This is a genomic window from Arabiibacter massiliensis, assembly GCF_902386925.1.
Lineage (GTDB): Bacteria > Actinomycetota > Coriobacteriia > Coriobacteriales > Eggerthellaceae > Arabiibacter > Arabiibacter massiliensis.
On record NZ_LR698996.1, the window covers coordinates 200,924 to 226,902 of the forward strand.

19 protein-coding genes are annotated in these 25,979 nt (G+C 66.8%); 14 read left to right on the forward strand and 5 right to left on the reverse strand.

Going from position 1 to position 25,979, the window contains the following annotated elements; translation table 11 throughout:
- The first annotated feature begins 15 nt into the window (after positions 1 to 15).
- Genes FX134_RS00835 through FX134_RS00845 form a run of 3 tightly spaced genes read left to right on the forward strand, consistent with a single transcriptional unit; the run spans position 16 to position 2,106 of the window.
- Positions 16 to 948 (forward strand): hypothetical protein, encoded by a 933-nt coding sequence (locus FX134_RS00835; RefSeq protein ID WP_232050799.1) that lies wholly within the window; start codon positions 16 to 18, stop codon positions 946 to 948.
- Positions 949 to 994: 46 nt separating this feature from the next.
- On the forward strand, positions 995 to 1,207 hold the full coding sequence (locus tag FX134_RS00840) for a hypothetical protein (protein ID WP_143412106.1): 213 nt from the start codon (positions 995 to 997) through the stop codon (positions 1,205 to 1,207).
- Complete coding sequence (locus FX134_RS00845; RefSeq protein WP_232050800.1) at positions 1,201 to 2,106, forward strand: ion transporter; 906 nt, start codon at positions 1,201 to 1,203, stop codon at positions 2,104 to 2,106. Before FX134_RS00840 ends, FX134_RS00845 begins: the two co-directional genes overlap by 7 nt.
- Here the strand turns inward: FX134_RS00845 and FX134_RS00850 are convergent.
- The gene (locus FX134_RS00850; RefSeq protein ID WP_080797095.1) at positions 2,103 to 3,035 is read right to left on the reverse strand and encodes a patatin-like phospholipase family protein; all 933 of its coding nucleotides are present in this window, start codon (positions 3,033 to 3,035) and stop codon (positions 2,103 to 2,105) included. The genes FX134_RS00845 and FX134_RS00850 overlap by 4 nt on opposite strands.
- A 284-nt stretch (positions 3,036 to 3,319) precedes the next feature.
- Between FX134_RS00850 and trxA the strand changes: the two genes are divergently transcribed.
- Complete coding sequence (trxA, locus tag FX134_RS00855; protein WP_080797096.1) at positions 3,320 to 3,628, forward strand: thioredoxin; 309 nt, start codon at positions 3,320 to 3,322, stop codon at positions 3,626 to 3,628.
- Between the two features lie 63 nt (positions 3,629 to 3,691).
- On the opposite strand, the gene FX134_RS00860 is transcribed toward trxA, so the two are convergent.
- A complete protein-coding gene (locus FX134_RS00860) occupies positions 3,692 to 4,411 on the reverse strand; it encodes a LytR/AlgR family response regulator transcription factor (RefSeq protein ID WP_080797097.1) in 720 nt (239 codons plus the stop codon).
- A 280-nt stretch (positions 4,412 to 4,691) separates the two neighbouring features.
- On the opposite strand from FX134_RS00860, the gene FX134_RS00865 reads away from it, so the two are divergent.
- The 4 genes from FX134_RS00865 (at position 4,692) to FX134_RS00880 (ending at position 15,060) form a co-directional block, all read left to right on the forward strand.
- On the forward strand, positions 4,692 to 8,888 hold the full coding sequence (locus FX134_RS00865) for a hypothetical protein (RefSeq protein WP_143412107.1): 4,197 nt from the start codon (positions 4,692 to 4,694) through the stop codon (positions 8,886 to 8,888).
- A gap of 162 nt (positions 8,889 to 9,050) precedes the next feature.
- Positions 9,051 to 9,431, forward strand: coding sequence for a hypothetical protein (locus FX134_RS00870; RefSeq protein WP_080797099.1), 381 nt, complete (start codon positions 9,051 to 9,053; stop codon positions 9,429 to 9,431).
- 26 nt (positions 9,432 to 9,457) lie between these two features.
- Complete coding sequence (locus FX134_RS14660; RefSeq protein ID WP_232050979.1) at positions 9,458 to 10,285, forward strand: BspA family leucine-rich repeat surface protein; 828 nt, start codon at positions 9,458 to 9,460, stop codon at positions 10,283 to 10,285.
- Between the two features lie 545 nt (positions 10,286 to 10,830).
- On the forward strand, positions 10,831 to 15,060 hold the full coding sequence (locus tag FX134_RS00880) for a BspA family leucine-rich repeat surface protein (protein ID WP_080797101.1): 4,230 nt from the start codon (positions 10,831 to 10,833) through the stop codon (positions 15,058 to 15,060).
- 38 nt (positions 15,061 to 15,098) lie between these two features.
- On the opposite strand, the gene FX134_RS00885 is transcribed toward FX134_RS00880, so the two are convergent.
- On the reverse strand, positions 15,099 to 15,866 hold the full coding sequence (locus FX134_RS00885) for a MerR family transcriptional regulator (protein ID WP_080797102.1): 768 nt from the start codon (positions 15,864 to 15,866) through the stop codon (positions 15,099 to 15,101).
- A 131-nt stretch (positions 15,867 to 15,997) separates the two neighbouring features.
- Here FX134_RS00885 and FX134_RS00890 point away from each other — a divergent pair, with 131 nt between their 5' ends.
- Positions 15,998 to 17,338 carry an MATE family efflux transporter gene (locus tag FX134_RS00890; RefSeq protein ID WP_080797103.1) on the forward strand — a complete coding sequence of 447 codons (1,341 nt, stop codon included), beginning with the start codon at positions 15,998 to 16,000 and terminating at the stop codon, positions 17,336 to 17,338.
- Here FX134_RS00890 and msrB read toward each other — a convergent pair.
- Positions 17,335 to 18,504 carry a peptide-methionine (R)-S-oxide reductase MsrB gene (gene msrB / locus FX134_RS00895; RefSeq protein ID WP_080797104.1) on the reverse strand — a complete coding sequence of 390 codons (1,170 nt, stop codon included), beginning with the start codon at positions 18,502 to 18,504 and terminating at the stop codon, positions 17,335 to 17,337. The genes FX134_RS00890 and msrB overlap by 4 nt on opposite strands.
- A 403-nt stretch (positions 18,505 to 18,907) precedes the next feature.
- Between msrB and FX134_RS00900 the strand changes: the two genes are divergently transcribed.
- From FX134_RS00900 to FX134_RS00920, 5 genes are all read left to right on the forward strand, one after another.
- A complete protein-coding gene (locus FX134_RS00900; RefSeq protein ID WP_080797105.1) occupies positions 18,908 to 19,789 on the forward strand; it encodes an Abi family protein in 882 nt (293 codons plus the stop codon).
- Positions 19,790 to 19,894: 105 nt separating this feature from the next.
- Positions 19,895 to 20,866 carry a thioredoxin-disulfide reductase gene (gene trxB / locus FX134_RS00905; RefSeq protein ID WP_080797106.1) on the forward strand — a complete coding sequence of 324 codons (972 nt, stop codon included), beginning with the start codon at positions 19,895 to 19,897 and terminating at the stop codon, positions 20,864 to 20,866.
- A 143-nt stretch (positions 20,867 to 21,009) separates the two neighbouring features.
- The gene (gene prfA / locus FX134_RS00910) at positions 21,010 to 22,083 is read left to right on the forward strand and encodes a peptide chain release factor 1 (RefSeq protein WP_267900868.1); all 1,074 of its coding nucleotides are present in this window, start codon (positions 21,010 to 21,012) and stop codon (positions 22,081 to 22,083) included.
- A 333-nt stretch (positions 22,084 to 22,416) separates the two neighbouring features.
- The gene (gene prmC, locus FX134_RS00915) at positions 22,417 to 23,364 is read left to right on the forward strand and encodes a peptide chain release factor N(5)-glutamine methyltransferase (protein ID WP_080797107.1); all 948 of its coding nucleotides are present in this window, start codon (positions 22,417 to 22,419) and stop codon (positions 23,362 to 23,364) included.
- A gap of 136 nt (positions 23,365 to 23,500) precedes the next feature.
- Positions 23,501 to 24,334 carry a purine-nucleoside phosphorylase gene (locus tag FX134_RS00920; protein ID WP_080797108.1) on the forward strand — a complete coding sequence of 278 codons (834 nt, stop codon included), beginning with the start codon at positions 23,501 to 23,503 and terminating at the stop codon, positions 24,332 to 24,334.
- Positions 24,335 to 24,594: 260 nt separating this feature from the next.
- Here FX134_RS00920 and FX134_RS00930 read toward each other — a convergent pair whose 3' ends face one another.
- Positions 24,595 to 25,908: a DUF3825 domain-containing protein gene (locus FX134_RS00930; protein ID WP_172623324.1), complete on the reverse strand. Its 1,314-nt coding sequence runs from the start codon at positions 25,906 to 25,908 to the stop codon at positions 24,595 to 24,597.
- Positions 25,909 to 25,979 lie beyond the last annotated feature (71 nt).

Consider the following 25,979-nt stretch of genomic DNA (forward strand, 5'->3'; position numbering starts at 1 on the left):
GGAAATACCTCAGCCTTGGAGTACTGGCGCGTGAACGACCCCATGCCGGCGCCCGGTTCCTCGCGCTCGCATCCGACGCCCGGCAGGCGCGTCAGCGCCGAGGAGGTCTCCCGCCTCGACCTTGGCCGCCTCGGCGTCGCTTCCCCCGTGCACGTCGTCGTGGCGGACGCGAACGATCGCAGCCAGGCGGCTGGGATCGCCTGCCATGTGCGCTCGGGGAGGTTCCCGGCTGGAGCGTTCGTCCGCATCGAGGAAGGGCTCTACGTCGAGTCTCCCGAAGAGGCGTTCCTGCGCGTCGCCACAGAGCTCACGCTGGCCGCCTTGGTTCGCTTCGGGCTGCTTCTGTGCGGGACCTACGTGCACAATCGGGAGGGCAATGGCTTCCGCAAGCGCAAGGGCGGGCCTCTGACCACGGTCGAAGCCCTCAGGCGGCGCGTCGAGAAGGCGCGAGGCGAGCGGGGATTCAACAAGGCCGCGCGCGCCCTGCGCTTCGTCGCCAACGGATCTGCCTCGCCTATGGAGACGATCCTGTGCATGGCGCTCTGCCTGCCGCGGATGCTGGGAGGCTACGGCTTCGAGCTGCCGCGCCTCAACTATTGGATCGATGCGGGGCCCGCGCGCGGCCTGCTCGGACGCGACCATTTCGAGTGCGACCTATACTGGCCGCGCTGCAAGACGGCGATCGAATACGACAGCCGCGAATTCCACGAAGGCACCGTAGCGGAGACGCGCGACTCGGCCCGCCGCAGCGGCCTGCTCATCCGCGACGTGCTCGTGATCACGGTGACAAGGGACCAGTTCTTCGACGCGCGCAAGCTGGACGAGGCGGCTCGCGCGCTGGCCAAGCGCATGGGCAAGCGCCTTCCTGCCAACGATGCGGGCTGGATGATGAAGCGCCACCGCCTGAGGGCGGAACTGATCGAGGACCTCTCGCGCGGAAGGGGCTGAGCGTTCGAAAGAGAGGGGGCGATGCACGTTTTCGGGAGGGTTCTGCATGTTTTTCGAGGAAATGATGGCTCTGGATGTCGGCTCGCTGGCGTATGAAAAAACCCACCTGGGCAAACGACAGCCGGCCTTGCGTGCGGCATGGCGAAGGGATCGCGGCAGCCATCATTTCCTCGAAAAAGATGCAGAACCCTCCCGAAAACGTGCATCGGGGGATCGCTGGGGAGCTCGGATATGCGGCGAGGCGGCCGTAGCGTGGTAGACTGTGCGGAAAGCGCGCCGGGCCTGCCGGGCGGCGCGTCGGAGGAGAACAGGAGAGAGCCGTCCATGAGCGTCACCCGTTGGGAGAAGGCGTCGCCCCTCAAGCGCCAGGCGTTCCTCGCGCTCGAGGACGTGAGGCGTGCGCGCGGCATCGCGCGCGCGGTCGGCATCGGCCTGTTCGCGCTCATCGCGGTCAACGCCCTGCTCGTGTTCGCCGAGGCGCAGCCCGACCTGCCCGCGGCCGCGACTGCGGGCATGCTCGCGTTCGGCCTGGCCTCGAGCGTCTGCTTCGCCGCCGAGTACGCCGCGCGCCTGTGGGTGGCCGACCTCGTGCATCCCGACATGGCCCCGGCCTGCGCCCGCCTACGCTACGCGCTCTCGCCGATGGGCCTCGTGGACTTCCTCGCCTTCGCGCCGGGGCTGCTCGTGCTCGTGGTGCCCGTGTCGCCCTCCGCGCTCAACGCGGCCCGCGTCATCCGCCTCCTGCGCCTCGTGAAGCTCTCGCGCTACATGCGCGGCCTGCGCTCCATCGCGCGGGTGTTCCGCAAGCGCCGCTCCGAGATCGTGGCCGCGTTCGCGGTGCTCGCCCTGCTCACGGTCACGGCGAGCGTGCTCATGTACGAGTTCGAGCACCCCGCGCAACCCGAGAGGTTCGACAGCGTGCTCACGGGCATGTACTGGGCCATGACCACCATCACCACCACGGGATACGGCGACCTCGTGCCCGTCACCGCGCCGGGGCGCCTCGTCGGCTTCCTCACGATGGTGCTCTCCATCGGCGTGGTGGCCATCCCCGCCGGCATCTTCTCGGCCGGGTTCGTGGCGGAGTTCCGCGCCCAGGACGCCCGCGAGCGCGAGGAGGAGCGCGAGGGGGACGGCGAGGGCCCCGACGCCCTCTAGCGCGCCAAATACTCCTGGAGCGCGGGCCAGACGCGCGCGGCCTCGGCGTAGCCTTGCTCGTAGAGGGCGAACAGCTTCTCGGGGTCGCGCTCCATGCTGGCCACGGTCACGGGCTCGGGCGGCCGGATGACGAAGACGTCGCCCGCGTCGTGCAGGCGCGGCAGCGCGCGGTACAGGCGGTTGTACTCGAAGTGGCGGTGCTGCAGGCGCTCGACGTAGTAGGGATGCATGCCGTAGCGCTGGCGCTGGAGGGCGAGCATCTTGTCGGGGCCCTTCACGTAGTCGGCGGCCTGGGTGAGCACCACGACGTGCTTCTTCGCGCCGGTGAGCATCGAGTAGACCACGGGCACGCTGTCGCAGGTGCCGCCGTCCAGCAGGAGCTTGCCGTCCACGTCCACGATCTGGCTCACGAGCGGCATGGACGACGAGGCGATGAGGTAGGGCAGATCGGCGTGCGAGTCGGCGAACTCGTGGTAGTCGGCCTCGCCGGTGATCAGGTTGCTGGCCACGCTCACCAGCTTCATGGGCGACTCGTCAAAGGCGGCGTAGTTGAACGGCTCCAGCCGGTTGGGGATCTCGTCGAAGGCGAACTCGCGCCCGCAGGCGTTGCCCGTGCGCACGAAGCTCTTGAGCGACAGGTAGCGCCAGTCGTTGCAGTATTTGGTGTTGAGGTAGCACGTGCGCCCGTCCTCGCCGGCCACGTAGTTGTAGCCGCACAGCGCCCCGGCCGACACGCCGATCACGCGCTCGCAGAAGAGCTTGCGATCCATGAAGAAGTCCAGCACGCCGGCGGTGAACTGGCCGCGCATCGCGCCGCCTTCCAGCACGAGGTTCGCGCTCGTCACCGCGTGCCCGCGCCAGGCGGGCTCGTGGAGGGCCTCGAGGGAGGGGGCGGAGGGCGTTGCCGTGCGCTCGGTCGATGTGCTCATGCCAGGTTCCTTTCGCTTGTCTCCGCCCCATTATATCCCAGGGCCTCCGCGGCGGCTTGTGGAGCATCGGTGGAGGGCGCGGCGCGCTTCCGACCGTTCGCCGGGCGAAAATGTCACCTGGTTCACATTTATGCCCCAAACAGTAACAATTTTGTGCACAGTTGGGCCGAGGCGCTTATAATGGGCGGGAACACAGATGTGGCCGCATGCGGATCATGCGGCGGAGGCGCTTCGGCGCCGCAGACGAGGCCGCGAGAGCGGCTGCAAGCTAAAGGAGGCTTTTCATGAGCGAGGTCGTTTCTTCTTCCGATTTCCAGTCCAAGGTGCTCGACGCGCAGGGCCCCGTGCTCGTCGACTTCTTCGCCACGTGGTGCGGGCCGTGCAAGATGCTCGCGCCTACGCTCGACGAAGTGGCGGGCGAGGTTGCCGGCAAGGCCGCCGTGTACAAGCTCGACATCGACCAGAGCACCGACATTGCGCAGAAGTACGGCGTGATGAGCGTGCCCACCCTCATGGTGTTCGAGAACGGCCAGGTGAAGAAGCAGGCCGTCGGCGTGCAGCCCAAGCAGAACATCCTGGCGATGTTGGCGTAAACCCCGCACGCAGCGAATCCCCGAGCCGGCCCGCATCGTTCGCGGACCGGCTTTTTCATGCGTTCACGCCTGCACGCGGGAGAACAGGCAGTCGAAGTAGCGGTTGCGGGCCTCGGCGCGCGAGGACTTGCGCACGGGCATCTTGGCACCGTCGTCCATGAGGAAGCAGCCGTCGCGGGTGAAGCTCTCGGCGTGGTCCATGTTCACCAGGTCGCTGCGGCTGCACACGTAGAACTGCCGGTAGGGGGCTACCAGCTCGGCTAACCGCGAGAACGGCTGGCGCCAGCGCAGCGTGCCGCTCGTGGTGACGACCGACAGGTAATGCCCGTCGGTGGTGACGTAGAGAACTTGCGAGAGCGGCACGTTGGCGACCGCCGAGCCGTCGCGGATTCGCAGCACGGTCTCTTCGTCGGATAGGCGCTCGAGGGCCTCGTCCACCACGGAGGCGACGTCTTCGGGCGCGCAGGGCTTCGTGAGGTAGTGGAACGCGCGCAGGCGGAAGCCGTCCACCGCGTGCTCGGCCGATATGGTGATGAAGACGATCAGCCCGGGCTGCCGCTCGCGCCGCAGGCGTTCGGCGATCTGGATGCCGGTCTCGTCGTTGAGGTATACGTCGAGGAAGATAAGATCGAAGGCCGCTTCGGCGCTCTCGGCGAACAGGGCCTCGCCGCTTTCGAAGCGCAGGATGTCGGCCGTATGGCCGCGGCGATCCAAGTGGTCGGCAAGCGCTCTCTCAAGCGCCTCGGCGTCCCGCGCGCAATCCTCTACGATGGCGATCCTCATCGGTCTTTTCCTCCGGTACGTGCTTTTGCGCCGGGGAGGCCCCGCGCGCCCTGGAATGCGCCTCCGATTCTACCACGTAGGCCGTGCGCTCCGGGCATCGCGCAGCTTGCGGCGCGCAGTTGGCATGGGCGGGCATGGCGTCTGCAAGGGCGGCGGCATCTTTTCGCGCCAAATCGGGCCTGTTCGTGCCAAACGTCTTCCATGCGGGCCGCTGGCGCATAGAATGCGGGTAAGCACCGCTTTCGCGTCGCTGAACGGCATCGATGACAAGGAGGACGCCATGTCTTCACTGGACCATGCAGCTGCCCGTCCAAGCCGCTCGTCGGCCCGTCGTTCGCACGGGGCCGCTCCGTTCGCGAAAGCGTTGTCGTGCCTGCTCGCCGTTGCGCTTGCGACGGGCCTCTGCCCCGCCGTCGCGCTGGCCGAGCCCGAGCCCGGTCCCGGTTCGACCGCGCCCGGAGCGCCCGATGATATCAACGTCCCGAGCAGCCCCGATGCCGATCAGCCCGAGCCTGCGAACAACCCCGGCGCCGTCCCGCCCGCGAACGATGCTGAGGAAGCCCCCGCATCGCCGGCGGCACCTCCCGCGCCCGAGCCCGGCCCCGATGCCGACGTCAGGACCGCGTCGGAGCCCGAAGCGAACGGCTACTACCAGTACGTCAAAACCTCGCTCAGCGAAGAGGACCTCACCCAGAACCTCACCGCGCTCTGCAACCGCGAGATCGAAGGGCCGCAGTCCGAAACGCTGCTCGCCCTGCCCAGCGCCATCACCATCGACATGTTCGCCTGGTCGGAATACTCAAACGAAGGACAGCCCGCCTCCTTTTCGCTTGCGGGCGACGGGGCAGACGCCCCCCAGCTGCTCATGATCGACGACTTCATGGTGCCGGCCCCCATCGTCGATATCATTGTCAAGCCGACTAAGAAAACCCGCATCAAGAAGGGCCTGAGCACGGCGGGCGGCATCGTGGGGATGATAAGCGATTTCATGGCCCATCATCGCATCAAGCAGATCGTGAAGGACATGGACGCCCTGTCGGGGCAGATCGACCTGCTGTATCGCAACACGAATATCATATCCGAGCAGATCGCCGAGCTGAAGAAGCTCATCGAGGAGGAGAGCTACAAAAACGACCTCCAAAAGTTCCAGGAGGTGTACAGCCGCTGGGAGCCGAGGTTCAAGCAGGTGGCGAGCTACCTCGAGAAGATGTACGGTGCCGTGTACGAGCAGGAAGGCGCGGAGGACGGCGTGTTCGTCGATCAGAAGCAGCTCGAAGACTCTGCGGAAACCTTGATGGAGTACCTGCGCACCCTCGACATAACCGACATGCAGAACGATTTGAGCCAGCTCTCAACGCTGTTGTCGCATGCAACCACGCAGACGGGCACCTCGCTCGTATCGTCGTTCAACACCGTGCTGGACTCCCGCCACATCTTCCAGCATCAGAGCATCCCGTCCATCGACACGTTCGTCACCGCCTCGTCGAACGTCTACTACGCGCTGGCCAGGCTCTACACCGAGCGCGTGGGAAGCGACGCCTACGTGACCGATCCGACCGCCTTTGGCATAGAGCTCGACTCCCTCGACGAGTACTACAGCCGCATGATCTCCGACTTCGATGCCGTGGTGGCCGACACGCGCCTCATGGACTTTATGCGCACCGTCGGATTCGAGGAAGCCCAGTGGGACTACGTGGATACGAGCCTCGATGCGAGCGGGAGCCCCACCGAGGCCGTGAAAGGCGATCACTTCGACGTGAGCGAGCTCGTGTTCACCAGCAAAGAGGGCGACGACCGCTACAACGTGATGCCCGATATGCTCAAGCAGCCATTCCCCATCACCACCTACCACGATCGCTACACCGGGGAGGAGCTGCCGAATGCCGCGCTTGAGGGCATGGGCTGCTACCGCGTTACCTCGCGTGCGACCGACACGACGTACTTCATAGCCGAGCGTCCGCTGTATCGAAACATCAATCCCTCAGACGAGGACTACGCGCCCGCCCCCTATGATTCCGACCTCTGGCGGTATCGCATAAGCTCGTCGTCCGGCCGTCCGTCCCATGGTGACATGTACCTGAAATACGACACCTCCACGCAGACGCACGCGCTTGTCGCCGACGCTGACAAGCTCACAGCCGATTGCGCTAACGTGAATCCGGGCGCGACCTCATACTCCTTTGCTAGCCTCATCTCCGATGCGCTCAAAGATGGGCACGGGCAGACGAGCGTCATCCAGAACGTCGCCGACATCGATTACATACCCACCGCCCAAGAGCGCGTGCGCGCGGAAGGCAGCATAAGCTACTTCGACCCCTACGTCATCCCGGCACAAGCGTATACGCCGGGCAGCGGCCTCTCCCTGCTCGACTCCTTCGTCGAAGCCACCTATCAAGACCGCTACCATTGGCTCATCGCCATCGACTTCCCCAAGACCACGACCGATATCTATACGGCGGCCGACTTCGCAAAGGCTGCCGAGACGTTCAACACGCCCTACGAGAATCAGACCTACGTGCTGAAAAGCAGCATAACGCTCGACACGAACGCCGAGTATCTGTCCCGCACGCTCAGCAACGCCACGTTCGACGGCGGTGGCAACACCATCACCTACACGAAGAACGACAGCCAGTGCAACGGCGATAAGCAGGTGGTGCGCTACGACCAGAGCTCAAGGCAGGAGGGCAAGCCCGACGGCCTGTTCGGATCGACCGATAACGCAACCGTGAAGAACCTCACCGTGGTGGGACAGCTCTACCAGGATCAGAACAACAACTTCGGCACCGGCGGCGTGGTGGGCTACGCCCTGAACTCGACTATCGACAACGTCACAAGCCGTGTCAAGGTGTACAACGGCGGCATGTTCACCGGGGGCGTGGTGGGGTATGCCTACTACAGCTCCATCACGAACTGCACCTACGAGGATATGCGCACCGGCTTCGGCAACAACCACAGCTGGGACGGCTCGGTGCACGGCGGGTCGTACTTCGTCGGCGGCATCGCGGGCGGGTTCTACGGCCCCAGCACCGAGGTGGAGGGGCACGACTTTGCGAAGAACCGCGTGGTCGTGCTGGACGAGAGCATGCGCACCGACTTCGCGCACACCGTCTACTCCGACAAATGGGCGCTCGGCGGCGTGCTCGGCTTCATCGAGGGAGAAGCCTACACGCAAGAGCGGATGGTCGTCGACAACTGCGCCTACGCGGGCACGCCGCTGGCCAGCAACTCCGAGGAGAACGGCTCCATCGTGGGAAAGGTGACCGACGCGCATGCCGTTTTCAAGAACACCCGCTCGACCATGACCGGCAACAACGGCGTTCTTGGCAAGCGGTTCGATGGCGGCAAGCATCTGAACGGAACGGCAAGCATCGAAGGTTTCGCGGAGCTCGAAACGTTGTACACTTATTTCGAATACGTCGTCGGGTTCGCATTCCGCGAGGCGACGGTCGAGTATCGCTACCCGGACGGCACCGTCGAGTACGATTACCGGGGCCGCGTGTGGTACGGCGACGTGATCCCGGTTCGCGACGCCCCGGAGGGCATGTGCGTCGCCGATGCCCGATGGATTTCCGACCTGGAAGGCGGATACGAGGAAAACGCGCTTCCCTGGCTTTGGCCGGAGCACGATGTCCTCTTAACGGCCGATTCCGAGTGCGCGGAGTTGATGTACCCCGGTGCCGTGACGAACGAGTTGTCCTCTCTCTATTACAACTACGACCGCCTGCCCCTATCCGGAACGCTGGTGGTCACCTACGAACCGCTCGTGCAGGGCGCGTTCACGGCCCAGGTGGGCGGCGTGCAGCTGGAGGACGGCGCGCTGCGCACGGTTGGCGTTACGCTCAGTCGGATCATCCACGCGATCAAAGCGGGCGCCCTCGACAGGGACGACGTGCAGGCGTTTTTGAGCGACGAGACGCTCGCGGCGCTGCGCGAAGCCGTCGAGTCAGGTGCCGGCATCACGTTCGATGTGGCGGTGAGCCGCCAGACCGATCAGGCCCTCATCGATGAAGCCGAGGCGTTCTTGGCCAAGCAGGGCCTCGCCGACGCACAGGTGCTCAGCCACTACGACATCACCATCACCGTGCTGGTGAACGGCAAGCCCGTGGGTACTTTGGACAAGCTCGACCGGCCGGTTTCGTTTATGATGAAGCCCGGCGGCGCGCTTGAGGAGAGCCGCGGATACTGCGCTATCGCCGTGCACGGCCGCCTTGGCAGCAATCCGCAGATCGAGCTTCTGGATGCGCAACGCCTCGATGGCGAAACGCTGCGGATAAGCCCCGAGCGCTACTCGTCGTTCACGCTGGTGTCCTACGACCCTGCGGGAGGCGCGGCTGACATCGCGGCGCAGACGCAGGGCAAAGCGCTGGCATCCACGGGGGACGGCGCGGCGGGTATGGCGCGCATGATCGCTCTGCTGGCCTTGGGCGCGCTCGCCGCCTGCGCCCTGTCAGTGCGCGCCCGTAAGCGCCGGGAGTAAGGGCCCTCGCAACTTTTCACGCCACATCGGGCCTGTTCGTGCCAAAGGTCTTACAGAAGGGCGGCGGGCGCATAGAATACGAGGGTAGGCCTTCCGCGCGGACGCGGCGGCCCTACCTCATGCAAGCCCGCCGGACCCGCGCCCGAACGGAAAGGAACGCCCATGGCGACTTCGTCCTCCACTTTCATCCGAGCCGAAAAGCACGATGGGGGGGGGGCTAGTCTAAGCGCTTTCGCGGCGACGCTCGTCGTGCTGGCGGCCGCGTTTTTGCTCGCGCTCTGCGCGGCCCAGCCCGCGCATGCCCTCGACGCCAAGGGGAAGTGGGACGCATGCGACTGGGAGATCAAGGGAGACACGTTCACGGTGACGGCCGCATCCGGGGGCAACGCCATCAGAAATTCACCTGAATCCATTCCGTGGAAGAGGAGCGCCGATAAAGCCGATATGACCGATGTCAAGCGCATCGTCATAGGCACGAAAGAGAATCCCGTAAAGCTTGAAGGCAACAGCGCAAACGTCTATTCGACGGCCTCTCCAAAGTAGAGTCTATTGATCTGTCCCACTTTGACATTTCCGGGGTTGAGGATATAGGTGGTCTCTTCTACAACTGTTCATCCCTCACGTCCCTCGACCTTTCCGGCTTCGACACCTCGCAGGTCACGAGCATGTCCAGCATGTTCGGCGGCTGCAAGGCTCTCACGTCTCTCGACCTTTCCAGCTTCAACACCTCCCTCGTGGAGGACATGGGAGGAGTGTTCAATTGCTGCGGAAAGCTCATCTCCCTTGACCTCTCCACCTTCGATACTTCGAATGCGACGAGCAAAGCGGGCATGTTCTCGAACACCTCCTTGCTCGCGATCTGCCTGAGCGAGAAGTTCGAGGGTTTTCCCACGCTGCCGAACAACACTGGGGCCATCGCGGACACCGGGCTTTCGACCACCGGCAAATGGATAGACCCCGATGGGGGCGTGTGCGGCCTGCGCGTGACCGCCAACGCCGATTTCGCGAAATTCCGAGGTGCCGCCGTAGACGGCGCGCTTGTCAACCCGGAAAACTACACGGCCGAAAGCGGCTCCACCGTCGTGACCTTGCGGCCCGCCTACCTGGCCACCCTCGCGCCGGGGCAGCACACGCTGCGCCTCATCTTCGATGACGGCGCCGCCGAGACCACGTTCACCGTGGCCGCCGCCCCCGAGCCTGAGCCCGAGCCCGACGACCCGAAGCCGTTGCCCGACCCCGGCGACAACCCGGATCCCGGCTCTGGCGGCGCTTCCGGCCAGGGCGGATCCGTTCTGGCGCCCACCGGCGACGTCGTCGCGCCCTTCGCGCTTGCGGCCGCCGTGCTGGCCGGCCTCGCCGCCGCCGCGCTGAGCGCCGCCCGCCGCGCGAGGCGCTAAGGGCGCTCCCTGCCGCCTCAGGCGAGGGCGGCAGGGGCCCTCGCCGGGCTGCGCCGCCCTTGGCCGTTCGTCTCGTGCGTGTTGCATGTTGAGGGGCGTGCGCATACAATAGGTGTCGATTTGGTGTGCATGCGCGCGCCGTCCTCGAGAATGCAAGCCCGCCGGGCCCCCGCGCCCGAACGGAAAGGAACGCCCATGGTGCCTTCGTCCTCCATCTTCGTCCGAGCCGAAAAGCATGATGGGGGGGGGTACCTAGTCTAAGCGCTTTCGCGGCCGCGCTTGCCGCGCTTGCGGCCGCGCTCGTCCTCGCGCTCGGCGCGGTGCAGCCCGCGTATGCTGAGGGCGGCTTGTGGGGAACATGCAGTTGGGATGTGAGCGGCGACACGCTCACGGTCGCGCCGAGCGGCGGCGGGCATCAGCTGGACGCAAACATTCCTTGGGGAGACACGAGCCCGCAGCGTCCCAACACGGATGAAGTCAAGAAGATCGTCTTCAAATCTTCGGGAAGCAATCTGATAACGTTTAAATACGGTTCGGCGGATGGCATGTTCGCCAGCCTTGACAAGGTGGAGGAAATAGACCTCTCCGGCCTCGACACCTCGCGGTCGTACCTCGACGGCAAGCCGTACGAAGGGGTCACGGGCATGGCCGGCATGTTCAAAGGCTGCGCCAGCCTCGCCACCGTCACCTTCGGCGATCACTTCGACACCTCGCTGGTGGAGAGCATGGCCGATATGTTCTCCGGCTGCGAGAAGCTCGTGTCGCTGGATATGACGAAGTTCGACACCACGCGCGTGAAGAGCATGAGCGGCATGTTCGCGGGCTGCTCCTCGCTCGAAAGCCTCGACGTCTCCAAGTTCATCACCTCGAGCGTGGAGGACATGAGCTCGCTGTTCTCGGGTTGCAGGAAGCTCGACGCGCTCGACCTCACGTCGTTCGACACCGCGCAGGTGACGAGCATGAACGGCATGTTCAAAGACTGCGCGGCTCTCGCCGACCTCAACCTCTCGGGCTTCAACACCTCGAAGGTCACCGACATGGCCGGCATGTTCGAGGGCTGCACGGCGCTGAAAACCGCCGATCTCTCCTCCTTCGACACCGCGAACGTGGGGAGCATGGGCTCCCTGTTCGCGGGCGCGGGCTTTGCGCACCTGGACCTCTCGTCCTTCGACACTGCGAACGCGACGGACATGGGTTCGCTGTTCGCCGGCTGCTCATCGCTCGTCTCCGTCGATATGGCGGGCGCCATCGCTCGAAGCGGTGCGAATCGGGCGAACCTGTTCCAAGGCTGCGACGCCCTTGCGGCGGTGAACCTGGGGCAGGGGTTCTCGCTCGATGAGGGTGCCTGGCCTGTGAGCGCGGGGGAGATCGGGGGCACGGGGGCTATGGCCTCGGGGCAGTGGACGCACCCGCAGGGCGCGGGCTGGCATCTCGCGAAGCCGGTGTCGGGCGCCTACGCGCTGTTCGATTGGGAGGTGCGCAACACGGGGCCTGCGCTCGCCAAGGTGGAGGGCACCGTGTCCGATCCGGGCCAGGTGGACAGCCGCGCTCCGAAAGGCTGGATCGATGCCGCCGGCAATCCGGTGATATTCGGCCAAACCGGTGTATCCGACGGCTCCGCTGCCGCGTTCTCCGCCGTTTGGGATCAGGAGCCCTTCTCGCTGGAGAACTACATCGTGTCGCCTTCGTCTCTGCCGAATGGAGAGTACGATGGAGCGACGCGTCGGGTCACGGTTGTGCCCAAAAACAACTTCGTGGGCGCGGTGACCGGGGTGAGCTATGTCAAGAACGGCGGCGACGCCTCGTCCGCTGCCCCTAAGGACGCCGGCACCTACGAAGTTGTCTTCAACGCGGCTGATAGCCCGAGCTACAAGGGCAACGGCAGGGCCTCCCTGGGCTCCTTCGCCATTTCCCCGTACGAGCTGATCAGTGAGGGGCTGTATGCCGTTCTGTCGCCCATATACCAAGGCACTACGGAAAGCACGAACGCGGCAATCAAGCTCAAAGGCGGTAACATTCCGTGGTTCGACGAGCCTCTCGAGGCTACCGCCTCGGTGAAGTATCCTTGGGGGACTGATCCGACGACTTCTCACAACGACGCTACGGTGTCGGAGATTCAGCTCGACAGCAAGAACTACGAGCTCCCCGAGGGGATAAAGCTGGAGCGTCAGTTCTACGAAGTGCTCGAGAAGATGACCCCAGCCCTCACCGACTTCTCGATCACGTTGCCGGGGGACTCGTCCACTCATGAGGCCGAATACAGCGGCGGGCCCCAGGCGGCCGAAATAAAGGCGAAGCAGAATCCGGAAAACATGGGCGAGGTGACCGTCTTCTACACCAAGGAGGGCGGCGGCGCTCCCACGAAGGAGGCTCCGACGGAGCTTGGCACGTACCAGGTCACCTTCGACGTGGCCGACGGTGTGGCGTACAAGGCCAAAAAGGGCTTGGATGCCGGCACCTTCTCCATCGTGCCGCGCGCGCTCACGGGGGTGACCGCGACGCTGGGAAGCGTCGAGGCCGGCACCACCGTCGAGCCCGACAAGTCCATCGAGCTTACGGGCGGCAGCATCCTTCCCAAGGACGATCCTCTCACCGCCACTGCCACGGTGCGGTATCTCTCGGGTACGGCTGCGGGCGACCATGCGGACGCGGTGGTGAAGGACATCGTGCTGACCGACCCCCGCTATACCGCCCAGGGGCTCATCCTCAATGGCCAGTCGTACACGGTGAATCGCAAAACGCCCAAGGCGAGCGATTTTGAGAACAGCATGCCGACGGGCCCCGTCGCCTACAACGGCGCCGAGCAGCCCGTCTCCGTCACCGCGAAGGCGGGCCTGACCGGCATGGGTGCCGTGACCGTTTACTACGCCCAGGGCGAGGAGCCGCCCGCGACCGCCGCCCCCAAGGACGCCGGCACGTACGAGGTCACCTTCAAGGTGGCCCAGGGAACGGCGTACGAGGCCGGATCGTTCTCCCTCGGCGAGCTCGTCATCAGCCCGATCGCGCTCGACACGAGCGTTGAGGCGGCCCTGCCCGAGGTCTACCAGGGCGCGGGCACCATCGAGAAGACGCCGATCAAGCTCACGGGCGGCCCCATCCTTTCCGGAGACAGCCCCCTTGACGCCACCGCGACGGTGACGCATCCCTCTTCCGCCAACGGCGCGAACACCTACCAGGACGCTGCGGTGAGCGCCATCGAGCTGACCAGCACGAACTACACCGCTGCCAACCTCGTCCTCGAGGATCGGGAGTACACGGTGCTTGCCAAGGGAACGCCCAAGGCTGCCGACTTCGACATCGGGCCCCTGGCCGACATCGGGTACGACGGCCAGGAGCATCCGGTCTCCGTCACGCCGAAGAGTCCCGACATGGGCGCCGCGACCGTGAAGTACGCCAAGGATGGCGGCGATGCCACGTCCATCGTCCCCAAGGACGCCGGCACGTACCAGGTGCTCATCGACGTAGCCGACAGCACGAAGTTCTGGGACGCCCAGGGCCTCGACGGCGGCACCTTCACCATCGAGAAGCGCGAGCTGAACGGCGATGAGGCGGCCTCCGGCCTCGGCACCATCCGCGACGCCACGAGCGCCCAGAACGTGTCCGTCATGCTCACCGGCGGCAACATCGTGCCGGGCGAGAAGGTGACGGCTACGGCCTCCGAGATCAGGTTCCCCTCCGCGGACGTGCTCGGGCCGCACAAAGACGGCAAGGTGACGCTCGCGCCGCTTCCGGCCGATTCGAATTACCGGCTGCCCGGCGACAGCCTCATGCTCACCGAGCAGGACTACAACGTGTCCGAGAAGCCCGTTCCCACCGTCGACCAGTTCGTCGCGACCCCCGTCACGGCCGAGTACGACGGTGCGGGGCACGGGGCCTCGGTGGCTTCGAAGGACGGCGTCGGCGCCGCGACGAACCTGCGCTACCTCAAGGGCGCGACGCCCATCGAGGGCGCTCCCATCGATGCGGGCGCCTACGCGGTCATGTTCGATGTGGAGGAGGGCTCGGGTTACTCCGCCGCGAAGGACGTCGTGGCGCAGGGCGCCGTAATCGTCACGCCGCGCGTGCTTGACAACACCTCAAGTGCCCAGCTGGCCGCGGTTCCGCAGCGCACGCTTACGGCTACGAACGTGGCCGTGACCCTGTCGGGCGGCCGCATCCTCTCCGGCGAGATCCAGGCGACCGCTTCGAGCGTGTCCTACCCCTCGGCGTCGGCTGTCGGACCCCATGATGACGCGACGGTGAAGGTGGCCTCGCTCGCGGACGCCCCCAACTACGCCCTGCCGGCGGACGGCCTCGTGCTGACGGACCAGGCCTACACGGTGACCGCCGCGCCCTATCCCATCCTCAACGGGCAGAACGGCTCGTGGGAGCAGGGCTCCGACGAGGGCCTGAGCGTGCGCGTTGACGCCGACATCGACAAGCACCGCGAAACCTACGTGGACGACAAGCTCGTCGACCCCTCGAACTATACGGTGACGGAGGGCTCCACCATCGTGATGCTGAAGCCCGCCTACCTGGCCACGCTGGCCCCTGGCGCCCACACGCTGCGCCTCGTCTTCGAGGACGGCATCGCCGAGACCGCGTTCACGGTGGCCGAGGCGTCCGGCTCAGGCGGCTCAGGCGGCGGCTCGGGCTCCGGCAGCGGGTCGGACGGCTCGGGCGCGTCCGACCTGGCGCCCACGGGCGACGCCGTCGCGCCCTTCGCGCTTGCGGCCGTCGTGCTGGCCGGCCTCGCCGGTGCCGTGCTGAGCGTCGCCCGCCGCGCGAGGCGCTAGCCGGCAAACGGATGGCGGGGGAGCGTTCCCGCCATCCGCTATTCTTTTTGGCGGGCCCCCACCACCCAGGCGCGGTGGTAGTCCCAGCGACCGGCGTCGTCGGTGGCCGTGAGCAGGTAGCTGCCCACGACGGCCTCAGGCTCCACGCCCTGGCGCGCGGCCTCGGCGAACAGCTCCGCGGCGTTGCTCTCGCTGGCGGTGGGCGACACCTTGAGCAGGCATTCCCGGCACGTGGACGCGTCGTCGGAGGGGGAGCGCCTCCACAGCGCCTCGCCCGCGCCCGCCCGCGCGTCGGCCACCGCCTCGAGCACGGTACCGGGCGCGTCGGCGCGGATGAGCACGCCGTAGTTCCACGGCTCCTCCACGAGCAGCTTCCAGGGGGCGGGCGTGGCGTAGTCGATGGCGCTCAGGCTCTCGAGGGCCGGCGCGCTCGGCCGCATGCCCGCGCGCTCGAGCTCCTCGAGGCGGACGTTCAGCGTGCGCTGGCGGGCCAGGCGCGCCCGCGTGGCCTCGAGCTCGGCGATGCGGCGCTCCACGTCGTCCTCGGTGCGGGCGAGCGCCTCGTCCAGCCCGCGCGCCGAGAGCGCCCGGTACCCTTCCAGCTCGCGCACCGGCACGCCGAGCTTGCGGTAGAAGGCGATCTCGCTCGCCTCGATGAGGTCGTGCAGCGAGTAGCGCCGGTAGCCGTTCTGCTCGCCGCGTCCCGCGCGCACGAGGCCCTGGCTCTCCCAGTAGCGCAGCGTGGACGGCGCGATCCGCAGGAAGCGGGCCGCGTCCTTGATGTCGTAGTGCCGGGCGGCGCCCATGGCGCTCCTCCTCCGCGTCGTTTGAAGATTCGGAGAATCCTCAGGAATGCAGGTTTGACCTTCAAGCAGCTTTAAGGTTTAGAGTACCATGCGATATAAATCTTTGGCAAATCACGTAGCGGAGCGACATCATGATCACGAAAAGCATGTTGAGGGAATACCTCAAGTACATCCTGCCCACGATGCTCACGTTCACGCTGGCCGGCGTGTACAGCATCGTCGACGGCATCTTCGTGGGGCACGCGGTGGGCGACGCGGGGCTGGCCGGCGTGAACGTGGCCTTTCCGCTGGTGGCGCTCATCATGGCGGTGGGCACGGGCATCGGCATGGGCGGCGGCGTCATCTCGTCCATCGCGCGCGGCGCGGGCGACGAGGCGAGGTCCCGCCGCGCCGTGGGCACCACGTTTCTCATGCTCGTCGTGGCGGCCGTGCCCATCATGGCGCTCCTGTTCGCGTTCGGCGGGCAGATATGCGAGCTTTTGGGCGGGCGCGGCGAGACGCTGGCCCAGGCGAGCGCGTACATCGCTGTCATCGCGTGGGGCGTTCCGTTCCAGATCGTGGTCACGGGCTGCACGCCGCTCATCCGCAACCAGGGCAAGGTGGGCTACGCCATGGCCGTGCAGGTGCTGGCCGGCCTCATGAACGTGGCGCTGGACTACGTGTTCGTCATCCTGCTGGGCGCGGGCACGGCGGGCGCCGCCGAGGCTACGGTGCTCTCGCAAGTGGCGGCCTTCTTCCTCGTGCTCGCGTTCTTCCTGCGCAAGGGCAACCGCATCGCCCTGCGCGACCTCAAGCCCGACGCGCGCATTGCCGGCCATGCGCTCAAGCTGGGGCTTGCGCCGTTCGGCCTGACGCTTCTGCCCGAGGCCACGGTGGTGGCCATCAACGTGAACCTGGCGGTCTACGGCGGCGAGACGGCGCTTGCGGCCTACGCGGTGGTGTCCTACACCGCCTGCGTCATCCAGATGCTCATCCAGGGCGTCGGCGACGGCAGCCAGCCGCTCATCTCCAAGCACTACGGCGCGGGCGACGCCGACGGCGTGCGGCGCTTCCGCAACACGAACTACCTGATCACCATCAGCCTGGGCGTGCTGGGCCTTGCGGCCATGTACCTTCTGCGCGACGAGGTGCCGCTTCTGTTCGGCGCGTCGGAGTCCACGGCGGGGCTCATCGCGTGGGCGCTGCCGGTGTTCTCCACGGCGTACGTGTTCTACGGCTTCACGCACGCGTCCACGTCGTACTTCTACGCGGTTGACGACGCGAAGGCCTCCAACGCCATCGTGTACGGCGAGGCGGCGCTCGTGGTCGTGGTGGTGTTCGGCATGGCGGCGCTGTTCGGGCTGGACGGCATCTGGTTCTCGGTGACCGTCGTGCAGATGGTCCTGGCCGTCGTGGCCGGAGCGCTTCTACGCTACCGGCACCGCGCGCGCGAGCGCCGGCGCGCCCCCGAGCCGGCGCGCGAGGGCTGCTAGCGGGCGGTTGCGGCCGCCTCGCGCTCGACGAGGGGCTTGAGGTAGCCGTAGCCCTCCTCGTCCATGCGCTCAAAGGGCACGAACCGCAGCGCCGCGCTGTTGATGCAGTAGCGCAGGCCGCCCGCCTCGGCGGGGCCGTCGGTGAACACGTGGCCCAGGTGCGCGTCGCCCGCGCGGCTTCGCACCTCGGTGCGCAGGGTGCCGAGGCTCCGGTCAAGCCGCTCGGTCACGACGCCGCGCGCGATGGGGCGCGTGAACGCCGGCCATCCGCAGCCCGAGTCGAACTTGTCGCTGCTGGCGAACAGGGGCTCGCCGCTGGTCACATCCACGTATATGCCGTGCGCGAACGTGCGGTCGTAGGCGTTGCGGAACGGCGGCTCGGTGGCGGCGAGCCGCGTGACGCGGTACTGCTCGGGCGTGAGCTCGCGGCGCAGCACGTCGTCGGGGGCGGGGGCGTAGCCGGCCTCGCGGATGCGCGCGGCGGCATCCTCGCGCGAGGCGGCGGGCGTCTCTGCGTCGAAGGATGCGGCGGGCTCGGGCGCGCACGGGACGCTCTCGGGCTCGCACAGCCCGTCGGCCTCGCGGCACGCGCGCCCTTCGGCGAGCCCCATGCGCCGGACGAACGCGTCGGCCCGGCCCAGGTCCACATGGCAGTAGCCGCCCGGGTTCTTCCCCAGGTAGTCCTGGTGGTAGTCCTCGGCGGGGTAGAAGCCGTCGAGGGGCTCCACCTCCACGGCCAGTGGCTTGTCGTAGCGCGCCTGCTGGCGCAAGAGCGCCGACTCGATGGCGGGCAGGTCGGCCTCGTCGGTCCAGTAGATGCCCGTGCGGTACTGGGTGCCCCGGTCGTTGCCCTGGCGGTTCACGCTCGTGGGGTCGATGGTCTCGAAGAACGCGTCCAGCAGCACGTCGGTGGGCAGCACGCGCGCGTCGTAGGCCACGGCCACGGTTTCCGCATGCCCGGTGTTCCAACGGCATACGTCCTGGTAGGTGGGGTTCTCGGTGGAGCCGTTCGCGTAGCCCGCCACCGTCGCGCGCACGCCCGGCAGACGCTTGAGGAAGGCCTCGAGCCCCCAGAAGCAGCCGCCCGCGAGATGCAGCGTGCGCAGGTCGTCGGGGCTTTCGGGCAGCGCGCCGGCATCGGGTCTGCGCGGTGAGGCATTCGTCATGGATGTTCCTTCCTCGCGGGGTCGCGCACATGGTAGCGCGGCGCACGCCCGGCGGGCGAGCCTGCGCCGAATCGTCACTTTGCCGTAGCGCTCCCGCGTGCGTGCGTTTCCGCGGCCTCTTCCCGAAAAAAGGCGCGCAATGGACGATTCCGCGGCTCGGGACGGCCGATTCCGCGCCGTTTCTTCCTCCTGAGATCGAAGAAAGCCCAGGTGGATATACCTTCATTCTAGTAGCAATTCGTCCATTGCGCGCAAAAACTTGGAAGGGGGAGCGAAAATCCCGCTTCGACGGAGCGAAACGCGGGCTTGACCGATGGTTCGCTTCACCGTATCATTGAACCGCTAAAGCTGGATCGCCTCTCAACGATGCGCAACTCCAGCTCTTTCTTTTTTTGGAGGCGCCATGCGATACGAAAAACCCTGGTTGTCAGTGGAAGAGCAAGCTGATCTGCTTATCGAGAAGAAGGGGTTGATCTGCGATCGCGGCCGCCTTGTCAAGCACCTCGAAGAGGTTGGGTACTATCGGCTTTCAGCCTATTGGTTCCCCTATAAGACGAAGAACGAGAAAGGCGAGGGCATCTTTCGGCCGGGCACTGATTTCGCTTTCGTGTGGCGTACGTACGTGTTCGACAAGAAGCTCCGTCTGCTCATGTTCGATGCGGTCGAGAGAATCGAGGTGTTCGTCAAAAATCGTATTGCCTGCCTGATGGCGGCTGCTGCAGGACCGTTCGGTTATCCAGACGAGGATGCTCCTCGGTTGAAGAACGAATACCGCAAAGCAAGAAGAACCGAGCAGTTCATCAAGCATTTCGACGTTTTGTACGGCGATAGCCACGAACTCCCTCCCTACTGGATGATGATGGAGGTCGTTTCGATGGGCACAGTCGAATCGCTGTACAGCCATATTCCGGTCGAGGCAAGGGTGGCTGTGGCGGATGCGTTCGCGGTCAAGGTCCCGGTCATGAAAAGCTGGCTGTCGGTTGCGCGCGTTGCGCGCAATGCGTGCTGCCATCATTCGCGCGTCTGGAACCGTATCTGGGGCGTCGCCCCGGCCGTTCCGAGGAATTGGACGGATTTCGAGGCCGACTCCCATCGCACGTTTGCCGTGCTCACGGTCTTCAACTACATGCTGAGCTGCATAAAGCCGGGACATTCGTGGGGCCTCAAAGTGAAAGCCCTGCTCGAAGAGTACGAGGACGTGCCCAAAGAGAAGCTCGGCTTTCCTTCCGATTGGGAGTCGATGAAGGCATGGAGCGGAGGGCCGTTGCTGCCTGCGTCCCGGTGAGCCGTCCGCCGACCGGGAGATTTTGCGCGAACTGTTTCCATTTCGATGACAATTGAGCGCCGTGCCCTATACTGGGCGTAAAACGACGCGAACCAGGGAGGCATCATGACCGAGGAACTGCAGGACAACGAGACGTCTGCCGCGTGCAAGGCGGCGGACGGGGATGTGATCGACGTCGCCGTCATCGGCGCCGGGCCGGCCGGGCTCACCGCAGGGCTCTATGCGGCGCGCGCGGGGCTGAACGCAGTGCTGTTCGAACGCATCGCGCCGGGCGGGCAGCTCGCGCAGACCGAGCACATGGAGAACTACCCCGGCTTCCCCGAAGGGTCGAACGGCTTCGAGCTGGCCTTCGCCATGAAGCAGCAGGCCGACCGCTTCGGCGTGAACCACGTGGGCGAGGAGGTGGTGGCGGTCGACTTCACGCAGAACCCGAAGCTGCTTAAGACCGCCTTCAAGGAGTACCGCGCCAAGAGCGTGATCATCGCGACCGGCGCGCGCCCGCGCAAGCTGGGCCTCGAGCTGGAGGACGAGCTGCAGGGCCGCGGCGTGTCGTATTGCGCCACGTGCGACGGCAACTTCTTCCGCGACCGCACGGTGATGGTGGTGGGCGGCGGCAACACGGCCGCGGCCGACGCCATCTACCTGTCGCGCATCTGCAAGAAGGTGTACCTGGTGCACCGCCGCGACAAGCTGCGCGCCACCGCCATCTACCACAAGCGCCTGGAGGACCTGCCCAACCTCGAGTTCGTGTGGAACGCCGTGCCGCGCAGGCTCGTGGCCGACGAGGGCATGCTGGCCGGGGTGCGGGTGGAGATGCTCGAGACGGGCGAGGAGCGCGACATCGCCGTGGACGGCCTGTTCGTGGCCGTGGGCACCGAGCCCAACACCGAGTTTCTGGACGGCGCGCTCACGCTGGACGAGACGGGCTACATCGTGGCCGACGAGTCGGGCGAGACGGAGGTGCCGGGCGTCTACGCGGCCGGCGACGTGCGCACGAAGGGCCTGCGCCAGGTGGTCACCGCCGTGTCCGACGGCGCCCTCTGCGCCGAGGAGGCCGCCGAGTACCTGGCCATCTGACGAGAGGTGCATGCGGCCGGTTCATCTGCTATCATGAACCGGTTACAGCGAAGCGCCCGCTTCCGCATGCTGGAGGCGGGCGTTCTTGGCGCGCAGGGTCGCGCCGGGGCGGAACCATACCACGTGCGAAGGGCAGCGTTCACATGCAAGAGACCGATATGCGAGAGAAGCTCGAGAAGATCATCCAGGCCTACGAGGACCTGCAGGGGCGCATGGGCGACCCGGCCGTGCTCGCCGACCAGAAGGAGTACAACCGCCTGGCCAAGGAGTACGCGAGCCAGGGGCCGCTCGCGAAGAGGGCGCGCGAGTACGTGCAGGCCGCAGACGACTTGGCCGAGGCCAAGGAGATGCTCGCCGACCCCGACATGCGCGAGTTCGCGCAGGAGGAGATCGCCGGGATCGAGGCGAAGCTGCCCGCGCTCGAGGAGGACATCAAGTTCATGCTCATCCCGGCCGACCCGGCCGACGAGAAGGACATCATCGTGGAGATCCGCGCGGCCGCCGGCGGCGACGAGGCGGCCATCTTCGCGGGCGACCTCTACAAGATGTACGAGCGCTTCGCCGCGTCGCAGGGCTGGAAGACCGAGACGATGGACGTGTCGGCCTCCGAGGCCGGCGGCTTCAAGGAGATCCAGTTCAAGGTCAAGGGCGACAAGGTGTACTCGGTCATGAAGTTCGAGAGCGGCGTGCACCGCGTGCAGCGCGTCCCCAAGACCGAGAGCCAGGGGCGCATCCACACGTCCACGGCCACCGTGGCGGTGCTGCCCGAGGTGGACGAGGTGGAGGTCGACATCAACGAGAACGACCTGCGCATCGACGTGTACCGCGCCGGCGGCCCGGGCGGCCAGTGCGTGAACACCACCGACTCGGCCGTGCGCATCACGCACCTGCCGAGCGGGCTGGTGGTGCAGTCGCAGGACCAGAAGTCGCAGCTGCAGAACAAGATCGCGGCCATGGCCGTGCTGCGCGCGCGCCTCTACGAGAAGATGCTCGCCGAGCAGCAGGCAGCCGAGGGCGCCAAACGCCTGGCGCAGATCGGCTCGGGCGACCGCTCGGAGAAGATCCGCACGTACAACGGCCCGCAGGATCGCGTGACCGACCACCGCATCGGCTTCAACGGCACCTACAACGGCGTGCTGCTGGGCGACGGTTTGGGCGACGTCATCACCGCCCTCCAGGCCGCCGACCGCGCCCAGAAGCTGGAAGAAGCGGTGTAGGTTTTCCGAGGGGCCTGCGAATTCGGCTGCATGCGGAAAATTGGGCGGCGAAGTCACAGTTTTGGCCGCTTTGAAGCTTTTTTGCCGTGCCGGGGCTCTCGATTTCGGTCGAGCCTTGGAATGCCAGTAAACGTCATGCGCCTGACCTGGCGTTCTTCCGAGAGGGTCGCGGCGCGATGGGCTGGCAAGCCGGGAATGAGCTTCAGGACGGTTAAAACGCTGACTTCGAGCCGCGAAAAGCCGAAGGTTCGTTTTGAGGCAGAGTCTCGACGAGGGCAGGGCGGTATCGGCACCTGCAAGATTCGGCCGTTGAAGTTTGAAGGGGAAGCGGTCATGGAGAACGACATCTGGACCATCAAGGCGGCGCTCGACTGGACGGTCGGGTATCTCGAGCGCAAGGGGGACGAGAACCCGCGGCTGTCCGCGCAGTGGCTGCTGTCCGAGGCGTGCGGTCTGTCGCGCATCGAGGTGTACGCCAACTTCGAGCGCCCGCTGTCCATGGAGGAGCGCGACGTGCTGCGCGGCTACGTCACGCGCCGCGGCCGGGGCGAGCCTTTGCAGTACATCACGGGCGAAGTGGGCTTCCGCCACATCACAGTGAAGGTGCGCCCCGGCGTGCTCATTCCGCGCCCGGAGACCGAGGTGCTGGTGAGCGAGGCCCTGGCCCTGCTGCCCCCCACGCCGCGACCGCGCGCGAAGGATGATGAGGATGAAGAAGGGGATGGGGCGCCCGAAGAGCCCGAGTCCGCGCCTGAGCCGCTCCTCGTGGCCGACCTCTGCACGGGATCGGGCTGCATCGCCTGCTCCATCGCCTACGAGCACCCGCTCGCGCGCGTTTTCGCCACCGATATCGCGCCCGAGGCCGTTGCGTTGGCCTGCGAGAATGCGGAAGCGCTCGGGCTGGCCGACCGCGTGGAGGTTGTGGCGTGCGACCTGGGCGAGGGCGTCCCCGCCGAGGCCGTGGGTGCGCTCGACCTCGTGGTGTCGAACCCGCCCTACGTGCCCACGGCCGTGCTGGCCGACATCCCGCGCGAGGTGGCCGACTTCGAGCCCGCGCTCGCCCTCGACGGCGGGGAAGACGGCCTCGACGTGCTGCGCCGTCTGCTGCCCTGGTGCGCGCGCGCCCTCAAGCCGGGCGGCGCCTTCGCCTTCGAGCTGCATGAGACCTGCCTCGACTCCTCTGCCTCCCTCGCGCGCGCGGCCGGCTTCTCCGACGTCCGCATCGCCCGCGACCTCGCCGGCCGCCCCCGCGTCCTGACGGGCCGCCGCCCTTCGGCATAGGGGCATTGTCGCCCCAAAAACACGCCTCAGCGCCCGATTCCGTGTTTTCCGGGCGACAGTGTGCTTCCAAACGTATCGCGGGGAAGCGCGCGGCTTCGCTATAATGGGGCGAAACGTGCGAACGAAGGAGTCGGCCATGCTGGAACGCAACATCCTCGACGACAACCTGACGCTGTCGGCCTATGTGGTCAAGCAGCGCCTCGACGGGCGCGAGCCGAAGATCGGCCTCGTGCTGGGCTCGGGCTTGAACCCGCTCGCCGACGAGATCGCCGACGCCGTGAGCATCCCCTACGTGGAGGTGCCGCGCATGAAGACGTCCACGGCCGAGGGGCACGTGGGGCGTTTCGTCTGCGGCACGCTCGGCGGGAAATGCGTGCTGGCCATGCAGGGCCGCCTGCACGCCTACGAGGGCAACAACGCGCAGGAGGTAGCGTACCCGATATGGCTCATGGAGCGCCTCGGCGTGCGCACGCTCATCACCACGAACGCCGCCGGCGCGCTCAATCCGAACTACCAGGTGGGCGACTTCTGCCTGATGAGCGACCAGATCAACTTCACAGGGCGCAACCCCATCGCCGCGCCCGACCCGGCCAACCTCTCGGACCGCTTCTTCAGCATGAAAGACGCGTTCGATCCCGAGCTGCGCGCCATCGCCCACGACGTGGCCGCCGAGCGGGGCGTCCGCGTGCAGGAGGGCGTGTACCTGGGCGCGCTCGGCCCGAGCTTCGAGACGCCGGCCGAGATCCGCATGTTCCGCTCGTGGGGCGCCGACACGGTGGCCATGAGCGTGTGCGAGGAGGTCATCGCCGCGCGGCACGTCGGGATGCGGGTGCTCGGCATCTCGCTCGTGTCGAACATGGGCTGCGGCATCGAGGGCGCGAGCCCGACCGGCCTCGAGGTGCTCGACGTGGCGAAGACGCGCGAAGCGGACTTCGCGCGCCTGGTCACGGGCATCATCGAGGAGCTGTAGCGGGTTCGGCTGGCGCCGCGGGGGGGGGGGGATCCTTCGGCGGCGGGGGGGGGGGGGGGGGGCGCGGGGGGGGGGGGGGGGGGGGGGGGGGGGGGGGGCGGGGGGGGGCGGGGGGGGGGGGGGATCCTTCGACTCGCTTCGCTCGCTCAGGATGACAAGGGGGCTACTTCGCTCGCTCAGGATGACAAGGGGGCTACTCCGCTCGCTCAGGATGACAAGGGGGCTGCTCCGCTCGCTCGGGAGACAAAGGGCGGCTTCGCTCAGGCGCTCAGCGGGGTGAGCCAGTCGCTGTCGGGGCGGCAGATGACGCGGGCGTGCTTGTAGGCCTGCTCCATCGTGAGGATGGTCTGCCCCTGGTAGTTGCCCGACTCGGTGAGCTGCACCACGAGCGCGGCGTCCACGTGGGCGTCGTCGATCAGGCTCAGCGGCAGAAGCAGGCTCATCGCGTTCGCGCGCGGGTAGTACGAGGGGATGGCGGTCTTGAAGTTCCAGCGCACGCGCCGCCGCGCGATGTCCACGGCGTCCTCCATGCGGTTGCGCAGCCGCCTGAACAGGCGCGAGTCGGTGTCCACGACGTCGGCGAGCTCCTCGAGCAGCCCTTCGCGCTCATCGGGACCCGCCGCGTCGAGCGCGCGCACCAGCTTGGAGGCCTCGGCCGAGCCGTCGAGCTCCGAGTCCAAGAACGCGAGCGGCAAGCGTCCGATGTTGTCGAGCAGGATGTGGTCGTAGTCGATGACGAGGGCCCGGTCGAGGTCGAACAGCAGGTCCTCGAGCCGGTCGAAGTAGCGCGCGGGCTGGGGCAGGGGGTTGAAGCTGCGGATGACGCGCTTCTTGAGCGCGCGGCTGCCCGACGCGGCGAACCCGACGAACCTCCATTCGAACGTGCCGAAGCCCGGCTCGAAGCAGGCGCAGATGTCGTCGAAGCGGCTGTCCACGAGCCCGGTGTTGAAGGCGGCGAACGAGCGGTCCTCGGCGACGCGGATCTTGCCCTCGGCCTCAAGGCGGTAAAACGTCGTCCTCAAGTAGCTGTTCAGGATGGAGAAGCGGTGCCCGTGTTCGTCGGGCCCGCCGAAGTCCCACGGCTCGGGCAGCGCCGCCTCGGCCAGCTGCCCGAGAAGCTCGTCCCACGGCCCGAACCAGGCGAACTGCTCGATGGCCTTGCTGGGAGCGACCGCCTGCGCGGCGTGCGGGGCCACGTAGGCGTTCACGTAGCTCGCGTACCAGGGCTTGCCGCCCGAGCGCTCGGGATCGCCCTCGCGCAGCGACACCTCGATGGGCGTCTCGCCGTCGGCGCGCATCGCGAAGAGGGGGAAGACCACCTTGCCCTCGTAGAAGCGCAGCGCGCCGGCCTCGCGGGCGGCGGCCCAGCTCGCCTGGAGCACGGCGTCGACCTCGGAAGCGTGCGGGAGGTGCTCGAGCAGCCGGTTGCGGATGCCGGGGCCCACGAAGGCGAACGCCGAGAGCTCGGGCTCGAGCGATCCCGCCACCTCGGCGGGCACGGGGCTTTCCGCGTACTCCTCGGTTGCGGCGGCGGCCCGCGCGATGGCGAGCGCGGCTGCGGAGTCGATGTCCATGGTCTCCTGCCTTCCTTCGACGACGCGTCCATTATATCCGTAGAGCTTGGGCGCGCGCGGGTCGGCTTCGG

Coding starts and splice junctions, on each gene's coding strand:
- FX134_RS00840 (WP_143412106.1), top strand. CDS start 995: ATGTTTTTCGAGGAAATGATGGCTCTGGATGTCGGCTCGCTGGCGTAT.
- FX134_RS00850 (WP_080797095.1), bottom strand. CDS start 3,035: ATGAGCACATCGACCGAGCGCACGGCAACGCCCTCCGCCCCCTCCCTC.
- trxA (WP_080797096.1), top strand. CDS start 3,320: ATGAGCGAGGTCGTTTCTTCTTCCGATTTCCAGTCCAAGGTGCTCGAC.
- FX134_RS00860 (WP_080797097.1), bottom strand. CDS start 4,411: ATGAGGATCGCCATCGTAGAGGATTGCGCGCGGGACGCCGAGGCGCTT.
- FX134_RS00865 (WP_143412107.1), top strand. CDS start 4,692: ATGTCTTCACTGGACCATGCAGCTGCCCGTCCAAGCCGCTCGTCGGCC.
- FX134_RS00870 (WP_080797099.1), top strand. CDS start 9,051: ATGGCGACTTCGTCCTCCACTTTCATCCGAGCCGAAAAGCACGATGGG.
- FX134_RS00880 (WP_080797101.1), top strand. CDS start 10,831: ATGTTCGCCAGCCTTGACAAGGTGGAGGAAATAGACCTCTCCGGCCTC.
- FX134_RS00885 (WP_080797102.1), bottom strand. CDS start 15,866: ATGGGCGCCGCCCGGCACTACGACATCAAGGACGCGGCCCGCTTCCTG.
- FX134_RS00890 (WP_080797103.1), top strand. CDS start 15,998: ATGATCACGAAAAGCATGTTGAGGGAATACCTCAAGTACATCCTGCCC.
- msrB (WP_080797104.1), bottom strand. CDS start 18,504: ATGACGAATGCCTCACCGCGCAGACCCGATGCCGGCGCGCTGCCCGAA.
- FX134_RS00900 (WP_080797105.1), top strand. CDS start 18,908: ATGCGATACGAAAAACCCTGGTTGTCAGTGGAAGAGCAAGCTGATCTG.
- trxB (WP_080797106.1), top strand. CDS start 19,895: ATGACCGAGGAACTGCAGGACAACGAGACGTCTGCCGCGTGCAAGGCG.
- prfA (WP_267900868.1), top strand. CDS start 21,010: ATGCAAGAGACCGATATGCGAGAGAAGCTCGAGAAGATCATCCAGGCC.
- prmC (WP_080797107.1), top strand. CDS start 22,417: ATGGAGAACGACATCTGGACCATCAAGGCGGCGCTCGACTGGACGGTC.
- FX134_RS00920 (WP_080797108.1), top strand. CDS start 23,501: ATGCTGGAACGCAACATCCTCGACGACAACCTGACGCTGTCGGCCTAT.
- FX134_RS00930 (WP_172623324.1), bottom strand. CDS start 25,908: ATGGACATCGACTCCGCAGCCGCGCTCGCCATCGCGCGGGCCGCCGCC.